The sequence below is a fragment of the Nonomuraea sp. NPDC050202 genome, assembly GCF_040656115.1.
Classification (GTDB): domain Bacteria; phylum Actinomycetota; class Actinomycetes; order Streptosporangiales; family Streptosporangiaceae; genus Nonomuraea.
Genome location: NZ_JBFALF010000019.1, coordinates 216,533 through 237,992, shown reverse-complemented (window position 1 = coordinate 237,992; position 21,460 = coordinate 216,533). Strand labels below are relative to the sequence as shown.

Sequence of the window (21,460 nt, the reverse complement as noted above, 5' to 3'; positions counted from 1 at the left end):
CGCGCCTACCTACGCCGACGCCGGATCAAAGCGGTCATCCCGGAAAAGATCGACCAGGCGGCCAACCGCAAGAAGCGCGGTTCCCGAGGCGGCCGACCGATCACCCATGATCCCGATCTCTACAAGCAGCGCAACGCGGCCGAACGCTGCATCAACCGGATGAAGGAGTGGCGTGGGCTGGCCTTCCGGTTCGACAAGACGCCCGACAGCTATCTGGCCGGCCTGCACCTACGCGGAGCCGTGTTATGGATCCGAAGCCTCCGCCCAGTCTAAAGATCCGAACTTCGTACAGGCTCTAGCACGTCCCGGCGGAGCGGGTGCTGCCGCATGCGGCTTGGCTGGCCGCCGAAGGGCAGGTGGGCGCCCTGCTGGCGCTGGCTGCGTCCTGCGGTCCCCGGTCGGGGGGTAGGCGGCGCCGTGGCGGGAACTGCTGCGGCGAGTGCACGCGAGCGGCTTCCCCGAGACCGCTCATCAGGCACGATGCGTCAGGACGGCCATGGGTGGCGAGCCGGTCTCATGCCTGGCCGGCGTCGGGGATCGGGTGCCGCCTTCTCCGATTGCGCCGGTAGGACGCCGGCGGGATTCCGTACGTCCTGCGGAAGAGGCGATTGAAGTGGGCCTCGCTGATGAAGCCCCAGCGGGCCGCGAGGGCGCTGATGGGTAGGGCGTCCATCAGCGGGTCGGCCAGCGCGCGGCGGCAGCGTTCGAGCCGCCGGTGCTGGATCCAGCCGCTCACGGTGTGCCCCTCCCTGCTGAAGAGCCGCTGCATATGGCGCAGAGAGACATGATGGGCGGCGGCGATGCCAGCAGGTAACAGCTCCAGCGACCTGGACCTTGACGCCACTGACCTGGAGTGGCTGGTGATCACCCCGGACGGCAAGGCGGCTGTGAAGGGCACCGCCACGGTCGGCGGCGAGAGCGGGTACGGGTTCGTCCTGTACGGCTACGACGACCCGGACAAGCTGCGCCTGGTCATCTGGCGATCGTCCGACGGCCCCGTCCCAGGGGACACCCTGGTCTACGACAGCAGCCGGGGCTCCTCGTACGACGTCGACCAGGCCAAGCCGCAAGCCGTCACCTCAGGCAACGTCCAAGTCCACCTCTGATTCCGAGGCGCGCACGGGCACGCCCGTTCCCGTGCGCGCCTCCCAAGCGGGAGGCGATCGCCGATGACCTTGTGTGACAAGGGACATCGACGCTTGCAATCAACGATCATGAACGCCCCCCTGGACACGCCATCCCGCACGATCTCGGCGCGCTTCCGCGACAAGGGACTTCATGGGCGAGACACGCAATCTGCTGAACGAGGAGGGCACTCCAGGTCCTCGCGCCAATTTCGATCCCATCGCGGCTCCCGTCCAGTACGTGATCATTTTCGACACGATCGGGACGCGACCTCACCGGCTCGGATCAGCGATGAGCAGGTCGCAGCGATTACCCAGGCCGTCGCCGCCCAAGCTGAAGCTGAACGGCCCCGTCAGCGGCGCCGCAAGTGGATGCTCCTCATCATCGGCCTCGTCACCGGCGCGCTCGTCTCCATCCCTATCGGCATCGTGGTGAACCTCATCAGCTAAGCAACCTGCCGTGCCGGGCCAGAGCTGGAACACTGCAGCATGAGCACCCTCGCCGAACGACTCCGCGCCGGAGCCCGCGACGCGGCGCCACACAAGAACGCCGCCGTCGAACTCCTCATCAGCGACATCCACAGCGCGTGGCTCGACAACGAGCGGTTCGTCGAGCTGTGCGTGTTCGACACCGCCGACGACGCGTACATCAACTGGAACACCGTACGCACCGCGTTCGACGAGGGCCTGTTCGACAAGAGCTCCACGACCGAGCGCGCCATCCTCGACTTCGCCATCGCGCTCGGCGAGGACCACTACCGCTTCGCCATCATGGACGACCGGCAGCGCGCCCTCCTCGCCCCCGCCACCGTGCGCGCCATAGACCCGATCATCCCCGCCGGCGTCCGCCTGGTGAGGGACTAAGCCGCGGGCTCCTCCGGCACCACAGTGCATGCCGGTACCGGCGCCACAGCTCCGCGCCGCGCTGGATGTCCCGCAGCTCCACGGTCGGCACCGTCCACGGCGGGGCGCCATGCTCGCGCTCCATCGACTCCTGCGCCGCCGCCTTGAAGCCGAAGCGCACCCACACCCCGACCTCATGCGGCACCACCCGCACCGTGTACAGCGAATGCTCGCTCACGGCATCGGCTCGCGCCGCTGGATCGCTAGACAAGCGCTCCAAGCCCCGCTCGCTGCCGCTGTAGGAAACACCCGCGCAGACGAACGCGCCCAGTGCGTCGCTGAACTCCGCTGAGAAGCATGCTGAGAACTTGCAGTACGCCGCCAAACGTCCTCACCCGCAAGGTCGGAGCATCTGAGGTGCCGGCAACGCCTGTGTCACCTGCCTGACCGGCAAGGAGACGCCCCACGTGGCGGTGCCACACCCGCAGCAGGAACTCCGTTCCTGACGGGCATCTTGCCCGTGCCGTCGCTGACATCGCCACGGGATGCGTCTCAAGGTCATCTATGATGCGCGGATGCCCTTCAGATCCGCCGCGTTACCTCTGCTGCTTCTCGGCTTGCTGACCGGTTGCGGGTTGGCCGTGACGAGCGCCGGCGAGATGACCTCATCGTCCTCGCCCTCCCGTCAGCCCGTCAGCCCTGTTCAGGGACGATGGTGGACGTGGGCCGCCTCCGAGCCGGAGAGCACGAATCCGGTGTCGGACCCGACCGGCAAGTTCTGCGACCGCAACCAACCGCAGGACGTGTGGTTCCTGGCCGGCACGTTCGGTGGCACCGTGCAGCGGACTTGCCAGGTCCCCGCCGGGCGGCCGCTGGCGGTTCCCCTGGTGAACTGGGTCGCTACGAAGGCGGAGTGCGAGGCGTTCCTGGCCGATGCCAAGGGCGAGGCCGTCCTGGACGGCAAGCCGGTTCCACCGGAACTCCTGCGGGACACCGACGTGCTCGTGACCGGTGTGGCGGGCAATCCGGTTACGCATGAGGAGGGCAGCTTCGTCTCCGATGCCTGCGGCCTCTGGGTCCGGCTTCCGCCCCTGGAGCCCGGGGCGCACACGCTGACCATCCGTGGTTCCTCCGGTGGCTTCGCCACCGGCGTCGACTACACGCTCATCGTGCTCGACCAGCAGCAGCAACTCTGACCGGGGGTCTTGAGCCGTCCGCGACGCCGGACGCTCGCCCTGTTCCTCGCCATGAAGGGACCTCCAGACCAGAAGGGGCCGCACGACATGACCCACAACGACACCCCCGATCCCCTGTCGCTCACTGACGAAGAGTTCGCCCAGCACCAGGCCGCCGAGACCGCCCGCCGGCGTGCGGAGTGACCCACCCTGCACGACGTCGCCGACCGCGGCACCGTGGACCTGTCGCCCCTCTGGCCGCGCCTGGAGCCGGAGCGGAGGGACCTCCCCCCGGCAGAGGTCGTCGAACCGCTCGCCGACCGCGCCGGCGGCGTCGCCCGCCGCCTGTGCGCGGGCGTCCAGTCGCTGCAGCAGCGCCGCGACGGCAACACCAGCGTGTGGATCAGCCCCGACCCCGAGGAGGAACTCATCAGGATCGTCGCGTGGTCGTTCGGCGGCCTGAACCCCCACCGGCGGTGGTGGATCCGCGGCACCCTCGAGGTGACCACCGACGGCTACGGCGAGATCCTCATGGACTCGTTCTCCGGGATCACGTTCGCTGTGCGCGGCATCGGCGGCACCACGGTGTTCACCGAGGACGACAACGGACGGCTGCTTGGCCGGATCCTGGGCCGCTGGTACCTCGGCTGGCTCGGGCGGCGCGCGGTGCGCGAGCAGTTCGGCTATGAGCCGATCGGGCCGGAGGCGAACGCGATCAGTCTGGAGGAGTTTCTCGGACCGGTGCGCTCGGGTCGCACGTTCACGCTGACGATCGTCGAGGGCGAGCAGCCACGCACCAACGGTGCTGACCTCAGCGGCCCGGACTCTCCTGTCGGGTACGCCGACCTGCCTGAGGACGTTCAGCAGTGGCTGACGGACAAGGGGGTGGACGTCGACCACCCGGACAGGTGGGTGCTGGTCACACCGTTCAATGAGCTGGCGGAGGCGGTGAACGTGATCGACGTGTGGAACGTGACGGTCTGACGGCAGGGGGGCGGGCGGGGAGTCGGCGTGCGCGGGTGAGAGCCCGCCGGCGATTCAGCTCCTCTGGGGCGCATTGGTGTTCGTGCTCGTGGTCATCGTGCTCGTGCAGCACGGCGCCGCGTTGAGCTTCACGATCGGCTGATGCCGCTTCGTGCCAGCTTGTAGCCCGTGAGGAAGACGGCCGCCCTGAGGGTGTCTGGGACGGCCGCCTTCACGTTGATAGATGGTTCTGTCCTGTCTGGTCAGTACTGGTGCGTGCAGCATGCAACACCCTGCAGTGCACGTGCCCCCGCACAGGGCCTCGAGTTGCCGAAGATGAGCGCGAAGGAGAAGTTTGTGGAACTGTTCGAGTGGTTGACGGAGATCCCCGGCGAGCAACCGTATCCCCTGGTGTTCGCGACGGTGAGCGGGGCGCACCTGTACGGGTTCCCGTCGGTGGACTCGGACGTGGACCTGCGCGGTGTGCACGTGCTGCCGGTCGAGGAGGTCGCGGGGCTGCGGCACGGGCCTGAGACGCTGTCGCGGATGTGGACGCGCCACGGCGTGGAGGTGGACCTCGTCACGCACGACGCCGCCAAGTTCTGCCGGTTGCTGCTCGGCCGCAACGGCTACGTCCTGGAGCAGCTGCTGTCGCCGCTGGTGGTGGCGTCCTCGCCGGTGCACGAGGAGCTGGTCGCGCTGACGCCCGGCTGCCTGACGCGGCATCACGCCCACCACTACCTGGGGTTCGCCCGTACGCAGTGGCGGTTGTTCCAGAAGAACGGGGAGCTGAAGCCGCTGCTCTACACCTTCCGGGTGCTGGCCACGGGCACGCATCTCATGCGCACGGGCGAGCTGCAGGCCGATCTGACACGCCTGTACGCGTACGGCCCCGCGTACCTGCCCGAACTCGTCGCGGAGAAGCAGGCCGCCGAGCACGGCCGGCTGCCCGACGGCCTCGCCCCCGCTCAGGGGTTCGAGGCGGACGTGGAGCGGATGACGCGAACCCTGGAGGAGGCCCGCGACTCCTCGACTCTACCTGAGCGGGCCACCGTTGAGGCAGCGCTGCACGACCTGGTGCTGCGCGCCCGCTCGGGTGGTTGAGCACCCCGCACGTGACCCCGACTTCGATTCAGGTCGCAGGCTTCTCCGCGAAGACGCCGAGACAAGCGGAGCAATGGAGGAGCGAGGATCACGCGGCAGTCGATACAGGTGGCCGCGCTACGGTCGGCGGGAGATCGAGGTGCGTTGGCAGAACACAGGCATCTCACGCGGGGCTGGCCGGTGATGAAGCGAACGTGAGACCGGCCGTCCTCGTCGCCGTCCGCGGTGGGCTACGCGGTGGGGTGGGCGGCGGCCATGACGCCGTGCACGGCCTGGCTGATCCGGTCGGCTGCCTGGTCGGGGTCGGGCCGGCCGGCGTCCAGCCAGGCGATGACCGCTTCCAGGGTGAAGCCGGCGATCAGGTTGGCGGCCCAGTCCAGCCACGGCCCTCGGGGATGACGCGGGCCAGGTTGCGGCGGCCGACCTCGCGGGAGGCCTCAACTACAACGCCACCACCCCCTTGACCCGCGCGTGGCCGAACAGATGACGGCGCAGTGGGGCGGCCTGTTCCATCCGCAACCGGTAGACGGACGACCTGGAGTACGCGGGGCTCGTCTACTGGCGCTGGACGCAGATGTTCCATCTGGTGCACCTCGCCCCCCGCGAGGGCGGCATGGAGTACACGCTGGCCAGCGGGTGGTCGCCCGCCCGGGACGAGGAGGCCGTCGAGGCGTTCCAGGCGAAGGTCAACGAGCACATCCACGGCTGGCCAGTGTGGGAGAGGCCCGGCCCCTCTTGCCTGGGTTCGGGGCCGCCGGTCTGTGCGGGGTTACCAGCCGCCCATGTGTTTCATGCCGCCGAAGTGGCACCGCCGCCCACGCTGGCAGTCCAGCCACCCGTGTCGCTTGCGGCCAGCCGCCTGCATCGCTGTGTCTGATCATGGTTGGAGTCTGCCGGCGTGAGGCCCGCGCGGAGGCTGCCGAGCGTGCCCCCTGGATGCTCTGGCACCCTGACCCTCGCCTCGGAGTACATCGTTAACGCCCTGGCTATGGTGTCGCGTTGGCGCAGACGGCATACGCCTGGACAAATACTAGGATCCCCGCAGGGAGATTGGTGACTTCGACAAACCATCCGGATCCGGTGTTGTCGTTGAAGGAGTGGTTTGCCGTGGTGGTTGGTCCATCAGTTCCGCCCGGTATGAGGCGGAAGCCTCCACCGGTCACGCTTTTCCCTTCTGGGCATCTCGCTGTAGCTTCACAGGTCCGGTCATCAACTGCGCACTGTGTCATTTCCACTACGACCTCGTAGCCGGTAATGCCGTTCGTCGGTGGTGGCGTGCTGGCTTGTGCGCTCTGCGTGCAGTTATTGGCCTGGTTGGTAGTTGTCTGGTTGTTGTCACCCTTGATGGAGTTGTTGTTTCTCGCCTGAGGCAGGCAAATTATCGAGGGGGACACGCTCAAATTGGGTGACACGTTGAGGCCAGAGAGCAGGTTGGGCAGCACGTTCGCATTGGGAACGATGTCGTCCACAAGGTCGATGATGGGCTGGGCATCGGCCCATGCCGACGAGCCACTGCTGATGGCGGCGATGGTGCCCGTTGAGATGGCCAGAACTGCGGCGATATGCCCTACCTTGCTCATGCGATTCTCCCGACTGTGGGTGGCTCATGATCTGCGTGAAAGGTAACCGCCACCGACTCCCGTCCCCTGGATCGACATACGATCGCCAAATCAGTTTGTGCTTGATCGGAGTGATGCTTGACGTGAGCTACCTCCACAGCCAGGGATGTTGGCGGTTTCGCCAACGGTTGCGCTCTCGCGATCTTCTGTGTCGCACTTCGTGCGGCGGCATCCCTCTGCCCACGCAACCCCCTGCCGCCCCGCGCCGCTGCCAGCGCGAACGCCTGAGTAGATACCGAACACGGGAATCTGGCCGCTATCGGCGCCTACGCCACCGTGAGGCGGTGGCCGGAGCCGGCCATCCAACTGTTGGTCCGCCTGCACCGGCTGCTCTCGGATGGAGGCCACCTGAGCGAAGGTCTCTCGTCCTGCACCGCAGTGCCCCCCAGAGCGCTCGCGAGCTGCACGACCCCGCCGCGGAGGCACGCGCCCTGCTTGACCAGGCCGAGGTCGATCGCCACCTACCGAGCTCTGGCCCTCTCCGTCCGAACAGGTGGCTGACTTCTCGCCAGCGTCGCAGTTCTGGTCGAAGGGGACGTCGGGCCAGTGCTTGGCGTTGTCCTTGGTGAGCTTGTCGGCCGCGCAGTCGAAGTCCGCCGTGGGGATGCAGCGCTCCTTGACGTCGAAGACGACCCGGACAGGCGCCGAGGAAGAGAAGATCGCGGCGGAGCGCTGGCCGTAGTCGATGCGCTTGAGGTAGCCGCCGCGGTCGTACCTGGTGGGAGTGCCGTTGGGGACGCCGTCGGTCAGGGTGGTGACGTCGCGGCGGTAGTGGTTGGATTCCTGGGCGTACCAGAAGGTGCTGACGGTGCCGTGGGGGTCGACGACGTAGTCGAGGTTCCACCGCCACGCCTGCTGGCACCAGGAGTCCGAGAAGGAGTCCTCGTGGCAGGGCTCTCCGTCGTCGTCGCCGAACACGGGCGAGGTCCACGTGGACTGCGTCTCGGCCTGGCCGTCGGCCCAGCCGGGCAGGCGGTTGCGGCCGAAGTAGTACTGGGTGCCGTCGGGGGTGGTGACCCGCCAGTACTCGCCGTCGTTGTCGCCGTTCTCGGCGCCCGTGAGCTTCTCGATCTTGGAGCCGTCGTCCTCCTTGGGCTGCCAGGTGTTCGTGGCGTCGTCCAGGATCAGCTCGGTGGCCTGACCGTTCAGCGACAGCGTGGCGTTGTGGTTGCCCCAGCACTGGTCGTTACGCTTGGGGGTGACGCCGTCGTCGGTGCACGCCTTGTAGCGGCGCTCGATGAAGCCGGGCCAGTAGTCGAAGCCCTCACCGATCCAGGACGCCTGGTTGTTGGTCGCGACGGTGCGGCCGTCGATGCTGCCCGAGGAGTAGGCGAAGGCCAAGTTGGGGGTGGGACCGCCGGGTCCCGGCGGCAGGCGCAGCGGATAGGACCAGGAGAACGCGCCGGTCTGGTTGCTGACGCTCCACGTCGCCGACGGTGACAGCGACGTCGTCTCGTACGAGCCCGCCGGGCCGGACGGCGCGGCTTCGGCCGCCAGCATGGTCGTGTCCGCGGCGAGATCGACGTCGGCCGACACCCGGCCCGCCTTGACGTCGTTGCGGGAGGGTAGCGGTGTCCGGGTCTGGCACTCGGGCCGCTCCGGCGTCGTGGCGGCGCAGCCGGGCAGTTTGACCAGGCGTAACCGGGAGGCCCAGTCGCCGCCGTAGGCGTAGCGGAAGCCCGAATAATCCACCTCGACGGCCGCGCGGGAGGCAGCTTGGGGGGTCAGCTCGATGCCGAGGCCGGCGATTCCGGCACGTCGGGCGGTTGCCACGTCCAGCGTCCGGATCTGTACGGACGGCGCCTTGCCGGCACTCGTGCCCAGATAGACCGGCAGCCTGCCCGCGCGCACCGTGGCGGACCGGCCACCGTCGGCGGCGCTGGCGGACGCCTCGCTCCTGGCGGCCTGGGTCACCACCGCGGTCCCCGGCTCCGGCCAGGTCACCGCGGGTGGCTCCTTGAGGTCGAACCCGGCGCCCGGGTCCGCCAGAGGTCCGCGGGCCCCGGCCGCGTGGCCGGGCACCGGGTGCTGCTCCTGGCTCTTGTGCCACGCCGGGTCGTCGCGGGTCGCCTGGGCGGCGATCGGGGCGGCCAGGGTGGCGGGCACCACGATGGCCAGGATGGCGGCAACCTTGGGCGAGCCTCGCCGTAAACCGAGCACGGCTTCCTCCGAAGAAGTCGAGTGGTGCGTGGGTTCAGCCGTCGATGGGCAGGTTCATCGCGAGGTTGATCACCTGGCGGTCGGTCAAGGTCCCGGTGTAGGCGTGGACGTCGTCCACCTCGCCGGCGAAGTAGTCGACGAGATTGCCGTGATATTTGGCCCGGCCGATCTGCATGACGCCCGCGGCCCAGACGGTGGCGGCGGGACGCTGGTCGACGAGCTGGCCGTTGACGTAGAGCCGGATCTGCGCGGCGGGTTCGTCGTACACGCCGACCAGGTGAGTCCAGGTGTTGAGCGCGGTGCAGTCGATCGGCTCGGCCGACCTGGCGTGGGTCATGGAGGAGGTGTCGGTGTCGCCGTTGATGGTGGAGAACGACCAGCGGGGCACCACGACACCGTTCTCGGTGAAGCGCCGGAATCCGAGGTAGTAGGCGGCGTTCCTGGAACCGATCTGGCTGACGGCGGTCAGGTTGCGGCCGGGCAGCACGCAGGTGTCGTCGCCGGCCAGGCGCACCCAGGCCGTCACCGCGTAGCTGTGGTCGGTGCGCAGCGGCGGCAGCGGGGTCGCCGCGTGGCCGGTGACGCCGTCGAGGCTGAGCACGCCTCCGCCGTCGAAGCCGTCGTCCGACCACGTGGCGGCGCCCCCGAGCGTCGCGGGATAGCGGGCGTCCACGGGGTTGGCGACGGTGCTGCCCGTGCCCTCGTCGAATTTCCATCCGCCGCGCTGGACGGGCGGCTGCTTGGCCATGGCGACGATCTCGTTGCCCAGCGCGGGGTCGTTGACGGTGCGCGGGTCGTCGGACAGCTCCCGGTCCCAGATCTTGAGCTCGTCGATGTCGCCAGCGAAGTTCTCGATGAACTGGCCGCGATATTTCGTGCGCCCGAGCTGCAGCGGCCCGGTCGCGTTCCAGGCGGTGTACGGGTAGGTCAACGGTGCCGCCTGGCGGACGCCGTTGACGTAGAGGCGGAGCTGGCGGTGCGGGTGGTCGTACACGCCCACCAGGTGCGTCCAGATGCCGGTCGTCGCGTCGGCGTCGCTGAGCGCGCGGACGATGACCTCGGTGGTGGTGTCCGCGTTGTACTTGCCGAAGATCCAGCGCTGGTGCGCGGCCGAGTAGTAGAGCTGGAAGCCCGAGCCGTGCAGGCCGGACTGGCTGGCCACAACATGGTTCTTGGTCTTATCGGTCAGCAGCACCCAGGCGGCGACGGTCATGCTCCTGTCGGTACGAACCACGGGGCCAGTCGTGCTGCCGTAAGCGGTGGTCCCGTCCATGTTCACGTCACCGGCAACGCGGCCGGCCGACCATCTGAAGCTGCCACTGAGGGTGAGGGGGTGCGGCGTCGCGGCGGAGTCGGCCGCCGTGGTGCCGGTGCGGTCGTCCAGCCGCCAATGCCCCACCGGATCGGCCCCGGACTTGACGTAGAAGCCATAGACGGCGGGAGTCCTGCCGACGTTACCGGCCCGGTCCACGGGATAGACGTACAGAGCGTTCAGCCAGTCGTGCCGGGGCGCCACCTGCACGGTGACCGAGGTCTGCCCGGCCGGGATCATCACCTGGGTCGCGGGAGTGGCCAAGGACGGGTCGTCGAGGGCGTACCGGAACGCCGACACGTCGGCCTCGCCGTCGCCGGGGGCCAGCGTGAACCCGCCCGCCCACCCGACGCCGCCCTTCCAGTCGTCGGGGGTGTCGGCCGGATAGTCGGCGGAACTCACCTCCGGCAGGGTGGCCGGGTCCACGGTGTCCACGGTGAACTCGCACCACTTGCTCCACGCGCTGGCGTCGGTGCCGTCGTACGCTTTGGCTCTGTAGGAGTAGCTCTCACCGTTGATCAGCCCGAACAGGCTGACGGAGTGGTCGGTCGCGGCGGTGGTGTACTTGTAGGCGGTCTTGCCGCCGCCGGGCAGCGTCGCGGTGACGTCGTCCCAGGCGCCGGTGGCCTTGTTGTAGTGGTGCATGACGAACTCGGCCCGAACGCCGTCGTTCGCCTTGTCCGGGTCGTAGATCTTGGCCTTGAGCTGCAGCGGGTTCGCCGCGTCACCGGCGTTGACCGCCGGCCGGGCTGCTCCCGTGACGCACGGCGTCGCCGGGTAGGTGCCGATACCGGAAGGGGCCGACGGCGGGGTGTTGTAGTCGATGACCAGCTTCGGTGAGGCGCTGAAGCCCTTCCACCCCCACACGCTGCCGCCCGTGTCGTTGTAGTCCTTCAGCCCGAACGTCGTGTTCGACCAGCCGCCCTTGGCGGCCTTGACGATCGCGCCGGTCACGTTGAACTCGATGCCCTTGTCCGGGCAGGAGGAGCTGTAACCGGCGTCGGAGGAGACGCTGTCTTGCCAGTCGATCCAGGACGGCTGGTGGCTCCAGTTCGTCGACTTGGAGATGCCGCCGGTCAGCCAGAGCTGTACCGCCTGCGGGTCGGAGGTGCACCCCCAGTATTTGACCTGCGTGATGCGGAACGTGGCCTTGAGGATGTGCTTGCCGTTGACGTTGTCGGAGTCCATCCGGAAGAACGAGCGCTTGACGCCGCCGCCGTAGGAGCCGGCCTCCGGCATGTGGCTGGAGTTCCAATACTCCTGGGCTGGGTACGACTTGTCGACGTAGGTCCAGGCCAGCTTGGACCCCGACCACTGCGGATCGATGTAGACCGGGTATGTCGTGTCCGGGGAGGTCAGCAGGCTCTTGTCCGGGAGAATCGCGATGCGGTCCTGGGCCACCTCCACTCCCATGAACGCCTGGCCGGCGCCGCACCGCGCTCCGCCGCACTGGCGATGGTCCGTGTCTGGGCTGCTGGAGGTGGATTCAGGGCATCGGCCCGCCCCGCCCGTGGCGCGGAGGCAACCACAAGACCTGCTGCAGCTGCTCGTGCTTCCCGCTCACGCCTGAGTGCCCGCTGCGCGGCTCGTCGCTGTGCCGTGGCCGCCGCGGCGCGTTGGGACGGCAACGGGCAGACCCGGCCGTCTTGGCCGATCCATGCCGCCAGCCGGTACCGGACCCAGCCGGGGACGTGACGGATCTCGTTCGTGCTCGACCAGGTGTAGGTCCATCTGCTGTCGTCCGGCCGCAAGTCGACGCTGACGCACTACATCACCCACCATGACATGCATTTCGGCGAGGTCCTCGACGAGGTCCGGCTGGACCGCATCTTCGTGCCCACCGTCGAACGGGTCTTTTCCCGCATCGACGAGAAGAACGCCGAGATCCTGGCCGCCCGCCGGTCCGGCGACCCCGAGATCCGCGCATCGGTGCGCGGTAGGCGTCCGACCGGGCCTGTGACCAAACACCGGATCAAGGCCACCATCAGGCGCGTGCTGGCCGACGCCATGCGCGAACACCTGATCGCCTTCAACGCCGCCGCCCTGGTCAGCCTGCCCGCGGGCAGGAAACCGAAGGGTCTGGTGTGGACCAAGGCCCGGGTCAAGGCGTTCAATGACGCCTTCGCCGAACGCCTGCAAGCGGTGCGCGCCGATCCCGAACTCCGGCATCTCAGGACCGTCACGGTATGGGCCCGCACCGACCTGCGTCCTTCCTCTGTCATGGTGTGGACGCCGGCCCAGCTCGGCGTGTTCCTGGACCGTGCCGTCACCGATCGGCTGTACGCCTGTTCCATCTGATCGCCTTTCGCGGGCTGCGCCGCGGCGAGGCGTGCGGCGCGCGCTGGACCGACCTCGACGCCGACGAAGGCACGCTGGCGGTGGCCACGCAGCTCACGGTCGTCAACGGTCAGGTCGAGGAGGGCGATCCGAAGACCGCATCCGCCAACGACATGGTCGCCCTCGACACGACCACCCTTGACGTGCTGCGCATCCACCACGCACGACAGCTCGCCGACAAGCTGCACTGGGGCCCGGCCTGGCAGGACAGCGGACGCATCTTCACCAGGGAAGACGGCTCGCGACTGCACCCGGACGTGATCAGTAAGCACTTCGAACGGCTCTGCTTCGCCGCCGGGCTGCCCCCGATCCGGCTGCACGACCTGCGTCACGGCGTGGCGACGCTGTCGCTCGCCGCGGGCAACGACATGAAGATCACCTCAGCGATGCTGCGGCACTCCAGCCTCGCCATGACCTCCGGCCTCTACACCGCCGTGCTGCCCGAGGTGGCGCACGCCGCAGCGGAGGCCAGCGCCGCCCTCGTGCCCCGGGCGGCCGGCCTGCGGGACCTGTCCGTGAACCGCGGTCTCCCTCCGGTCTCCCCCGCCCACCTCTCCATCCCCACCACCCCACCCACCCCAGACACCAGAGAAAAACAGGAGGTCAGCGACGTGGCCGGCACATGGTCAGCAGAACGCAGCCGCGGTATCGGGGGATCGGCGATCCCCCGATAACCGCTCTCTGCAACAGCGCCGGCGGACACGCCAAGCTCGAAGCATGAACATCTCCGGAAACACCGTCTTCATCCCCGGCGCCACCAGCGGCATCGGTCTCGCGCTCGCCCTCGCCCTCCAGGCCAGGGGCAACACCGTCATCGTCGGTGGCCGGCGCACCGAGCTGCTCGAGCGGATCGCCGCCGAGAACCCCGGCATCGTCACCGTACAGATCGACACGACGGACGCGGCGAGCATCGACGCCGCCGCCAAGCAGGTGCTGGCCCGGCACCCCGACCTGAACGTGCTGGTCACCATGGCCGGCATCATGCGCGTCGAGGACTGGCACCGGCCTGAGTCGTTCCTGGCCTCCGCCGAGGCCGTGGTGACGACGAACGTGCTCGGCCCCATCCGGCTCATCGCCGCGTTCGTCGAGCACCTGCAGGAGCAGCCGGACGCCACGATCGTCACCGTCTCCTCGGGGCTGGCGTTCGCGCCGCTCAAGGTCACGCCGAGTTACAACGCCTCCAAGGCGGCGATCCACATGCTCAGCGAGTCGATCCGGCTGCAGCTCGCCGACACCAGCGTGAAGGTCGTGGAGCTGGAGCCGCCGTCCGTCCGGACCTCGCTGCTGCCCGGGCAGGAGACGAGCGAGTTCGCGATGCCGCTGGAGGAGTTCGTGGCGGAGGTCGTCGCGCTGCTGGAGTCCCGGCCGGACGCGAAGGAGATCCAGGTCGAGCGGGTGAAGTTCCTGCGGTACGGCGAGGCGCGCGGCGACTACGACCAGGTCGTCGCGACGCTCAACGCTGCCGACCCGCACGGGAAGCAGTAGCCGGGCCCGCATCAAGCGGCGGGGTGAGCGTCATGCACGGAGCACGCAGGCCTGTGGGCGAGCGCCACGATCGGAGCATGCCGGCCTGCGGACGGGCGTCATGATCCGAACACGTCGAGCTGGGGAGCGGGCGCCGCGTGCGGGAGCACGGCAAGCGGGCGGCCGGGCGTAGCAAGCGGTCCTCCGGGAAGGGGGCCGGCGCGACGACCCCTACGGATTGACGTCCAACCAAACTGTAACTAGCCTCATTACAGTTTCAGAAATGCGGGAGGTGTCGAAGTGAGTCTCAGCAGCAGGACCGCGGTCGCGATCCACGCCCTCACCCTGCTGGGGCGCTGGGCCGAGAAGACGCTGACGTCGGCGGAGATCGCCGACAGCCTGGAGAGCAACCCGGTCCTGGTCCGGCGCATCCTCGGCAGCCTGCGCGACGCCGGCCTCGTGTGGTCCACCGAGGGGCGGGGCGGCGGCTGGTCGCTGGCCCGCGCCCCGCGCGAGATCACCCTGTACGACGCGTTCGCCGCCGTCGAGCCGGGCCCGATCCTGTCCCGCCACCCGCACCCGCCGAGCGCGAGCTGCGAGGTGGGCCGCAACATCCAGGCCTTGCTGGAGGTGGAGTTCCGGGACGCGGAGCGGGCCATGGAGGAGCGGCTCGCCCGCACCACCATCGCCCACCTGCTCCGGCAGGTCACCGACATCGAACGCGAGCTCGGGCTGACGAATCGCTAGCCGAGCGACGGCGGAGGTACCCCCTCCGCCTTTCTTTTCCCCAAACTGTAACTACAACGGTGTCAGTAAGCCACTCCCGAGGACGTGCCTCATGACTTCCACCACCGAAGGAACCCGCTCAGCTCCGGCCCTGCTGGCCGTGCTCATGCCGGCGATGCTGGCCACGGTCATCGCCAGCGACATGGTCAACCTCGTGCTCCCGGCGATCGGCGCGGAGTTCGGGGCGTCCGAGGCGGAGCTGGCGTGGGTCGTCACCGGCTTCCTGCTGATGTTCTCGGTCGGCATCCCCTTCTACGGCCGCGTCTCCGATCGGGTGAGCCTGCGCCGCCTGTTCGTCTTCGCCCTGCTGACGTACGCCGCAGGAAGCCTGGTCTGCGCCCTCGCCCCGGACCTCCTCGCCCTCGTGGCCGGGCGGATCGTGATGGGGGTGGGCGCGGCCGCCATCCCCGTGCTGTCGATCATCGCCGTCACCAGGCTGATGCCGGAGAACAGGCGCGGAACGGGCATCGGCGTGCTCTCCGCGGCCTCCGGCGTCGGCACCGCCGCCGGGCCGGCCGTCGGCGGCGGGATCGGCCAGCTCCTCGGCTGGCCCGCGCTGTTCTGGCTCATGTTCGCGGTCGCGCTGGTGCTGCTTCCCTCGGCGCTGCGCGTGCTGCCGGGCGAGCCGCCTGCGGGCGAGGCGCGGTTCGACCTGCCCGGCGGCGTGCTGCTGGGGCTCGGGGCCGGGCTGGCGCTGTTCGGCATCACGCAGGCGCAGGTCGCCGGCCTGGCGGCGCCCTCGTCCTGGGGCAGCCTGGTGGTGGCGGTCGTGGCCGTCGCGCTGTTCGGGTGGCGCACGGTACGCGTCGCGCACCCGTTCGTGCCGCCCGCGCTGTTCGCCAACCGGGTCTACCGGAACGCCGTCGCCCTCGCGTTCCTGGCCATGGTCGTCAACCTCGGCGGCCTGGTGTTCGTGCCGCTGCTGGTGGTGGACGTCAACGGCCTCACCCCGGGGGCGGGCGCCCTGGTCATGATCCCGGCCGGGATCGCTGTCGCCGTCGTCTCGCCGCTGATCGGCCGGCTGGCCGACCGCATCGGCACCCGGCCCCTGGTGCTCGCGGGCTTGGCGGTCATCGGGCTGTTCTCGCTGTTCCTGTCCACCTTCACGGGTGGCGCGTCGGTGGTCCCGGCGGGGGTGGGGATCTTCGGGCTGAGCGTGGGCTTCATCTTCGTCCTGACCCCGCTGATCAGTGCCGCGGCGGGCGCGCTGCCGGCCGGCCAGGTCGGTGCCGGGCTCGGGATCCTTCAGGGAGCGCAGTTCCTCGGCGCCGGCACCGGGCCCGCCCTGTTCGGCGTGCTGGTGACCGCGCGGCAGCAGGGCGGCGGCGGCGCCGTGAATCCCCTGTACGGCGGCAGCGAAGGCGCCGCCTACTCGGACGTCTTCCTGACCATGGCCGTGGTCGTCGTGCCGGCGCTGGCCGTCGCGTGCCGGATGCGACCCCGCGAGGCAGGCCACGCGAGGTACACCACGCGAGTGTAGGACCGCGGGATGGGGTCGCGACCGCGCCGGCGGGGGGTTGGCGCGCCCGCCGGTGTCAGAGGGCCAGGCCGGCCATGAACGCCATGGTGGCCGCCATTCCGGCCGAGCACGCGTCCCGGCCGAGCGTCCCGCGATCCCCGCCCCGCCCTGGCAGGACGCTGATGAGCCGGGCGCAGGTCCAGCCCAGCCCGATGATCAGGGCCACCGTGGCCAGCGACCCGCCTCCGTGCGAGTGCCCGGCGGGAGCGCCGCCGAGCGCCACGAGCACCGCCGGAGTGCCGCCGAGCGCCGCCAGCACCAGGAGGACGGGCATGATCACGAAGTCCTGGAGGTGATGGCCGATCTCCGCGCGGCGGGCGGGCGAGCCGCAGAGCCAGCCGGCGGCCAGCAGCGCGAGCACCGCGACGGCGAGGAACGCGCCGCCCAGATGCCCGGCCGCCATGCCGAACGCCATGACGACGTACGGCCACCTCTGGCCGGCCCGCCCGGAGGGCAGCAGGGCCGGGGCGAGCGCCAGCGCGCAGCCGGCCCCCGCCGCCACCGCATGCAGGAGGGCCTGCATCAGGCGGCCGGGCCACGACCGGGGTCGCGGCCTGCTCCGCGAGTGTTCACGATGCGCTCCTTGCCGTCGCCGGTGTCACACCCATGGGACAGGACAGCACGGCGCGCCGTGACAGGGAACGAAGGTGACGTCCGCCGCTGGATCCTACTGGCGATCCGGGACGCCGTTCCCGTGATGCTCGCGCATCGCGTCGGCGGCGTGCTGCGCGTCGGGATGGATGTGCAGGGCCAGCCACACCCCCGTGATCTGCAGCACGCGCGCGGGCACGTCGTGCACGGCGGCCAGGCGCAGGAGGCCGCCCTGCTCGCGTACGGCGGCGTTCAGCCGCAGCAGCACGTGCAGGCCGCGGCTGTCCATGAAGGTCAGCCCGGCCAGGTCGAGGACCATGCCGGGGCCGGGCCGGCGGTGCCGCTCGGCGTAGGACTCCAGCTGGTCGGCGTTGGTGGAGTCGAGCTCGCCTGCCACGGTGATCAGCACTCCGCCGGGCAGGTGCCGGCAGCTCAGGCTCAGGGGCGACATGGCGCCTTGCCGGCTCGCGGTCGCCGTGCGGGGACCTCCAGCCCGGGCGCGGTCGCGTACTTCTCTTCCAGAGTGGACCCCATCCTGCCGATCGTTTCCGCCTTCACTCTTGGTCCTGCGGCCGTGCCCGGTCAGCACGCCGGACGAAGGATTCTTCCCGCTGCTGTCCGTGGAGCGAAACCGGCCCTGCCGAGGCCTGCAAGGTGTCGCTGGGCGGGCGCCCGTAGGCGGCCTTGTAGGCCAGGGCGAACCGCCCGGGGTGGAAGAACCCCCAGCGGGCCGCGATCGCGGCCACCGTGGTCGCGGCCGGATCGCCGGCCTCCAGCTCGGCGTGCGCGCGGGCCAGGCGGGCCTGGCGCAGGTAGCTCAGCGGGGTGGTGTCCAGGTGCCGGCGGAAGGCGTACTGCAGGGCGCGGGGGGTGACCCTGGCGGCGGTGGCGATGTCGTCGACGCCGATGGGGGTGCCGGCGTGCTCGTCGATGTAGGCGAGGGCGCGGCGCAGCGTACGGGGATGGGCGTCGTGGCGGTCCGTGCCGGTGGCGGCGGCGGCGGTGGCGGCGGTGCTGGGCAGGGCCGTCAGGACGCTGGCGGCCAGGAGGTGCCCGGCGGTGGAGACCACGAGGGGTTCGCCGGCCAGGTCCGGGTCGGCCAGGACGTCGTCGCGCAGGTAGGCGATCGTGCGCAGGAGGTGCCGGCCGGCGGCGGCGGAGACGGGCCGGTGGCCCAGCAGCCGTACCGGCCCCGGCCCGCGGCCCGGGCAGGTGCCGGCCACCTCCTGCAGCAGCGCGTCGCCGAACATGACGATGGTGTACCTCGCATGGCTGACCTCGCCGGAGTAGGGCCGGTCGGGCGGCGCCAGCGACACCGCGTCCCCCGGCCCGAACACCTCCTCCTCGTAGCCGGCGACCTGCTGGGCGATGCGCCCGGACTCCACCACGCACAGGCACACCTTGCCGAGCGGATGCACCTCGTAGCTCAGGCCGAACTCCAGCCGCAGCCGATCGACGCTGACCGGCCCCATGACCTGGCGCGAGATCCTGGTCCGCGGGCTGTCCGCCTCGGCCCGGATGCGCATCCTGGCGTAGGCCTTGCTGAGGAACTCCTCGGTCTGCCCGAGGTCGCGGCTGTCGAAGGTCAGCGGCTCCATGGCACGCTCCACCCCTGGTATGCGCGATCCTCGCCCGCGGGCGCCGGGGCGAGGTCGGTCGGACAACCGGCCACACCGTGATGGTAGTCCGCCGCCCCGTCAGGCGAGCCGGAAAGCTCGATACGGCCGGCACGGGTGCCGCCGCTCATCCCGTCGAGCGGGGTTCGACCAGTTCGGCGGGGGGCCGGGTGCCGGTCCGGGGCGGTCCGGCTCGGCGATCCGGCGCAGCAGCAGGTCGAGCGCGGCGGTGCCCACCTCGTCGGCCGGCAGCCTGATCGTGGTCAGGGCCGGTTCGAGGTTGGCGGCGAACGGGTGGTCGCCGTAGCCGAGGACGCGCACGTCATCGGGCACGGCCAGGCCGCACTCCTGGACGGCCCGGTAGACGCCCCGCGCGAAGTAGTCGTTCGCGGTGATCACCAGGTCCTGGTGGTACGGCCGGCACGTACGCGCCGTCGGGGCGCCAGGGCAGGCCGGCGCAGCTCGTCCGGCGGGTGGACGAGCCAAAGCGTCACCGCTTTGACAGGTGACGGACCTCATGCAAAGATCGTCACCTGTTGAACCGGTGACTCCTTGAAGGAACTCCCATGACCGTCGTGCGCTTCGACCTGCTCTCCTCCCTCACCCCCGCGGCGGCCATGCGGGTGCTGACCGACTTCGGCCCCGCACGCGCGCGGAGCTGGCCCAGCATCGACGCCGAGCACTTCACCGTCCACCAGCTCGGCGACACCTGGGCCGAGGTGACCGAAGGAACCGCCGCCGCCTGGGAACGCGCCCGCTACGAGTGGGACGCGGAGAAGGGGCGGGTGCTCATCACCACCCTCGACTCCAAGCTCTTCGGCCCGGGCGGCGGCTGGGACATCCGGCTCACCCCCGAAGGCGACGGCACGCGGGTCACCGTCGAGCTCACCCGGCAGCCCCGCACGCTCAAGGGCAAGATCCTCGCCGCCCTCCTTCCCCTGGCCGCCCCCTCCTCGCTCCGCAAGTCCTTCGGCGAGCCGCTGAAAGCGAGGTGAACCCGCCGGCGCCGGCCCCCGCCGAGCGACGAAATGAAAGTTTCATGGTTCGTTGACACACGGAAAGCGCTTTCCTACGGTGACGCTGTCCGCCCGCACGGATGTGCCCGCTCGCGTACGCCGAGAAAGATCCGGAGCGCAGGAGGGTCGTGGTGACGCGGCCGTGCGGAGCAGAACGCCATCGTTGTTCGAAGGAGCAGGTGAACCAGGGATGAGACGAGCAGTCGCGTCGCGACTCCACGCGGTGCTGGCGGCGGTGGCGACCGCGGCCGCGGTCGGCGCGGTCGCCGTGGCCTTGCCGCTGACGCAGGCGTCGGCGGCGGCCGGCGGCGCCACCGGCTACGCGACCGCCAACGGCGGGACGACCGGCGGTGCGGGCGGGCAGACGGTGCGGGCCACCACGGGGACCGCGATCCACGCGGCCCTGTGCGGCCGGGCCAGCAGCAGCACACCGATCACCATCGAGGTCGAGGGGACCATCAACCACGGCAACACCACCAAGGTGTCAGGTGAGAGCTGCAACACCGCAGCCGGCGTGATCGAGCTCAAGCAGATCAGCAACGTCACGATCATCGGGGTCGGCAGCGGGGCCGTCTTCGACCAGCTGGGCATCCACATCCGCGAGGCCAGCAACATCATCATCCGCAACGTGACCGTCCGCAACGTCAAGAAGTCGGGCTCGCCCACGTCCAACGGCGGCGACGCCATCGGCATGGAGAGCGGCGTGCGCAACGTGTGGGTCGACCACGTCACCCTGGAGGCCTCGGGCGGGGAGTCGGAGGGCTTCGACGGCCTCTTCGACATGAAGGACGACACCCAGTACGTGACCCTGTCCTACAGCATCCTGCGCAACTCCGGCCGGGGCGGGCTCATCGGGTCCAGCGAGAGCGACCGCTCCAACGGTTACGTCACCTTCCACCACAACCTGTACGAGAACATCGACTCCCGCACGCCCCTGCTGCGCGGCGGCATCGCGCACATCTACAACAACTCCTACGTGAGCCTCCACGAATCGGGCATCAACTCCCGGGCCGGGGGCCGCGCCAAGGTGGAGAACAACTACTTCAAGGACTCCAAGGACGTCCTGGGCACCTTCTACACCAGCGAGGCCGGCTACTGGCAGGTCGCCGGCAACATCTTCGACAACGTGACCTGGTCCGCCCCGGGCAGCGACAACAACCCCGCCGGCCCCGACCCGCAGTCCAACACCTCCGTCAGCGTCCCCTACTCCTACACCCTCGACGGGGCGAGCTGCGTGCCGGCCATCGTCCGCCAGACGGCCGGCGCCAACAAGGGGCTGCAGGAGTCGAACGGCAACTGCACGCCGCAGACGCCGACGGCCACCCCCACAGTCACGCCCACGGTCACGCCGACCGTGACGCCGACGGTGACGCCGACCGTCACCCCCACGCCCGGCGGGCCCAACCTCAGCATCGGAGCCGGCTCCGACGGCTCCAGCAAGGCCGACGGGACGAGCTACGGCAACGTGCGGGACGGCAACCTGAGCACCTACTGGTCACCGTCGGGCTCGACCGGTGACATCTCGATCAAGTGGGGCTCCGCCACGACGGTCTCCAGGGTCGTCATCCGCGAGGCGGCGGGCTCCGAGGGCGGCATCGGCGCCTGGCAGCTCCTCAACGCCGGCACCGGTGCCGTGCTGAAGTCGGGCAGCGGGGCGGGCGCCATCACCTTCACCCCGGCCTCGCTCAGCAAGATCACTTTCAGGATCACCGGCTCGGCGGGCACGCCGAGGGTCGCCGAGTTCGAGACCTACGCCGGATAGCGGGCACCGGGGCGGGGGTCGTCACGCCGACGACCCCCGCCCCGGCTCCTCGCTCAGACGCAGGCCGGG

22 protein-coding genes and 1 pseudogene are annotated in these 21,460 nt (G+C 69.9%); 15 read left to right on the top strand and 8 right to left on the bottom strand.

The window, feature by feature from the left end; all coding sequences use genetic code 11:
* A pseudogene (locus tag AB0I79_RS38660) lies at positions 1–273 on the top strand (IS5/IS1182 family transposase); the annotation flags it as partial.
* A 241-nt stretch (positions 274–514) separates the two neighbouring features.
* Here AB0I79_RS38660 and AB0I79_RS38655 read toward each other — a convergent pair.
* A complete protein-coding gene (locus AB0I79_RS38655; protein WP_357884415.1) occupies positions 515–769 on the bottom strand; it encodes a helix-turn-helix transcriptional regulator in 255 nt (84 codons plus the stop codon).
* A 31-nt stretch (positions 770–800) separates the two neighbouring features.
* Between AB0I79_RS38655 and AB0I79_RS38650 the strand changes: the two genes are divergently transcribed.
* The 7 genes from AB0I79_RS38650 (at position 801) to AB0I79_RS38620 (ending at position 6,086) form a co-directional block, all read left to right on the top strand.
* On the top strand, positions 801–1,106 hold the full coding sequence (locus AB0I79_RS38650) for a hypothetical protein (RefSeq protein WP_357884413.1): 306 nt from the start codon (positions 801–803) through the stop codon (positions 1,104–1,106).
* Between the two features lie 108 nt (positions 1,107–1,214).
* Complete coding sequence (locus AB0I79_RS38645; protein WP_357884411.1) at positions 1,215–1,574, top strand: hypothetical protein; 360 nt, start codon at positions 1,215–1,217, stop codon at positions 1,572–1,574.
* A gap of 39 nt (positions 1,575–1,613) precedes the next feature.
* Positions 1,614–1,988 (top strand): hypothetical protein, encoded by a 375-nt coding sequence (locus AB0I79_RS38640; RefSeq protein WP_357884409.1) that lies wholly within the window; start codon positions 1,614–1,616, stop codon positions 1,986–1,988.
* Positions 1,989–2,512: 524 nt separating this feature from the next.
* Positions 2,513–3,163, top strand: a complete 651-nt coding sequence (locus AB0I79_RS38635; RefSeq protein ID WP_357884407.1) for a signal protein — start codon at positions 2,513–2,515, stop codon at positions 3,161–3,163.
* 216 nt (positions 3,164–3,379) lie between these two features.
* A complete protein-coding gene (locus AB0I79_RS38630) occupies positions 3,380–4,126 on the top strand; it encodes a hypothetical protein (RefSeq protein WP_357884405.1) in 747 nt (248 codons plus the stop codon).
* Positions 4,127–4,462: 336 nt separating this feature from the next.
* Positions 4,463–5,209, top strand: a complete 747-nt coding sequence (locus tag AB0I79_RS38625; RefSeq protein WP_357884403.1) for a nucleotidyltransferase domain-containing protein — start codon at positions 4,463–4,465, stop codon at positions 5,207–5,209.
* Between the two features lie 574 nt (positions 5,210–5,783).
* On the top strand, positions 5,784–6,086 hold the full coding sequence (locus tag AB0I79_RS38620) for a hypothetical protein (protein ID WP_357884401.1): 303 nt from the start codon (positions 5,784–5,786) through the stop codon (positions 6,084–6,086).
* A gap of 109 nt (positions 6,087–6,195) precedes the next feature.
* On the opposite strand, the gene AB0I79_RS38615 is transcribed toward AB0I79_RS38620, so the two are convergent.
* From AB0I79_RS38615 to AB0I79_RS38605, 3 genes are all read right to left on the bottom strand, one after another.
* Positions 6,196–6,789 (bottom strand): hypothetical protein, encoded by a 594-nt coding sequence (locus AB0I79_RS38615; protein ID WP_357884399.1) that lies wholly within the window; start codon positions 6,787–6,789, stop codon positions 6,196–6,198.
* A 90-nt stretch (positions 6,790–6,879) separates the two neighbouring features.
* A complete protein-coding gene (locus AB0I79_RS38610) occupies positions 6,880–8,988 on the bottom strand; it encodes a SpvB/TcaC N-terminal domain-containing protein (protein ID WP_357884397.1) in 2,109 nt (702 codons plus the stop codon).
* A 34-nt stretch (positions 8,989–9,022) separates the two neighbouring features.
* Positions 9,023–11,713: a LamG-like jellyroll fold domain-containing protein gene (locus tag AB0I79_RS38605; RefSeq protein WP_357884395.1), complete on the bottom strand. Its 2,691-nt coding sequence runs from the start codon at positions 11,711–11,713 to the stop codon at positions 9,023–9,025.
* Positions 11,714–12,133: 420 nt separating this feature from the next.
* On the opposite strand from AB0I79_RS38605, the gene AB0I79_RS38600 reads away from it, so the two are divergent.
* From AB0I79_RS38600 to AB0I79_RS38580, 5 genes are all read left to right on the top strand, one after another.
* Positions 12,134–12,598, top strand: a complete 465-nt coding sequence (locus AB0I79_RS38600) for a hypothetical protein (RefSeq protein WP_357884393.1) — start codon at positions 12,134–12,136, stop codon at positions 12,596–12,598.
* Positions 12,487–13,311 carry a site-specific integrase gene (locus AB0I79_RS38595; protein ID WP_357884391.1) on the top strand — a complete coding sequence of 275 codons (825 nt, stop codon included), beginning with the start codon at positions 12,487–12,489 and terminating at the stop codon, positions 13,309–13,311. Before AB0I79_RS38600 ends, AB0I79_RS38595 begins: the two co-directional genes overlap by 112 nt.
* Before the next feature lie 43 nt (positions 13,312–13,354).
* Positions 13,355–14,122, top strand: a complete 768-nt coding sequence (locus AB0I79_RS38590; RefSeq protein WP_357884389.1) for an SDR family NAD(P)-dependent oxidoreductase — start codon at positions 13,355–13,357, stop codon at positions 14,120–14,122.
* A gap of 279 nt (positions 14,123–14,401) precedes the next feature.
* Positions 14,402–14,848 carry an Rrf2 family transcriptional regulator gene (locus AB0I79_RS38585; protein ID WP_357884387.1) on the top strand — a complete coding sequence of 149 codons (447 nt, stop codon included), beginning with the start codon at positions 14,402–14,404 and terminating at the stop codon, positions 14,846–14,848.
* A 91-nt stretch (positions 14,849–14,939) separates the two neighbouring features.
* Positions 14,940–16,367: an MFS transporter gene (locus AB0I79_RS38580; RefSeq protein WP_357884385.1), complete on the top strand. Its 1,428-nt coding sequence runs from the start codon at positions 14,940–14,942 to the stop codon at positions 16,365–16,367.
* Between the two features lie 55 nt (positions 16,368–16,422).
* Here AB0I79_RS38580 and AB0I79_RS38575 read toward each other — a convergent pair whose 3' ends face one another.
* From AB0I79_RS38575 to AB0I79_RS38560, 4 genes are all read right to left on the bottom strand, one after another.
* Entirely contained in the window at positions 16,423–16,929 is a 507-nt protein-coding gene (locus tag AB0I79_RS38575) for a hypothetical protein (RefSeq protein ID WP_357884383.1), read from the bottom strand.
* Between the two features lie 144 nt (positions 16,930–17,073).
* The gene (locus tag AB0I79_RS38570) at positions 17,074–17,448 is read right to left on the bottom strand and encodes an STAS domain-containing protein (RefSeq protein ID WP_357884381.1); all 375 of its coding nucleotides are present in this window, start codon (positions 17,446–17,448) and stop codon (positions 17,074–17,076) included.
* A gap of 103 nt (positions 17,449–17,551) precedes the next feature.
* A complete protein-coding gene (locus AB0I79_RS38565; RefSeq protein ID WP_357884379.1) occupies positions 17,552–18,595 on the bottom strand; it encodes an AraC family transcriptional regulator in 1,044 nt (347 codons plus the stop codon).
* A 99-nt stretch (positions 18,596–18,694) separates the two neighbouring features.
* On the bottom strand, positions 18,695–19,132 hold the full coding sequence (locus AB0I79_RS38560; RefSeq protein WP_357884377.1) for a substrate-binding domain-containing protein: 438 nt from the start codon (positions 19,130–19,132) through the stop codon (positions 18,695–18,697).
* 47 nt (positions 19,133–19,179) lie between these two features.
* Between AB0I79_RS38560 and AB0I79_RS38555 the strand changes: the two genes are divergently transcribed.
* Both AB0I79_RS38555 and AB0I79_RS38550 read left to right on the top strand, forming a co-directional pair.
* A complete protein-coding gene (locus AB0I79_RS38555; protein ID WP_357884375.1) occupies positions 19,180–19,608 on the top strand; it encodes a hypothetical protein in 429 nt (142 codons plus the stop codon).
* 211 nt (positions 19,609–19,819) lie between these two features.
* Positions 19,820–21,391, top strand: a complete 1,572-nt coding sequence (locus tag AB0I79_RS38550; protein WP_357884373.1) for a pectate lyase — start codon at positions 19,820–19,822, stop codon at positions 21,389–21,391.
* Positions 21,392–21,460 lie beyond the last annotated feature (69 nt).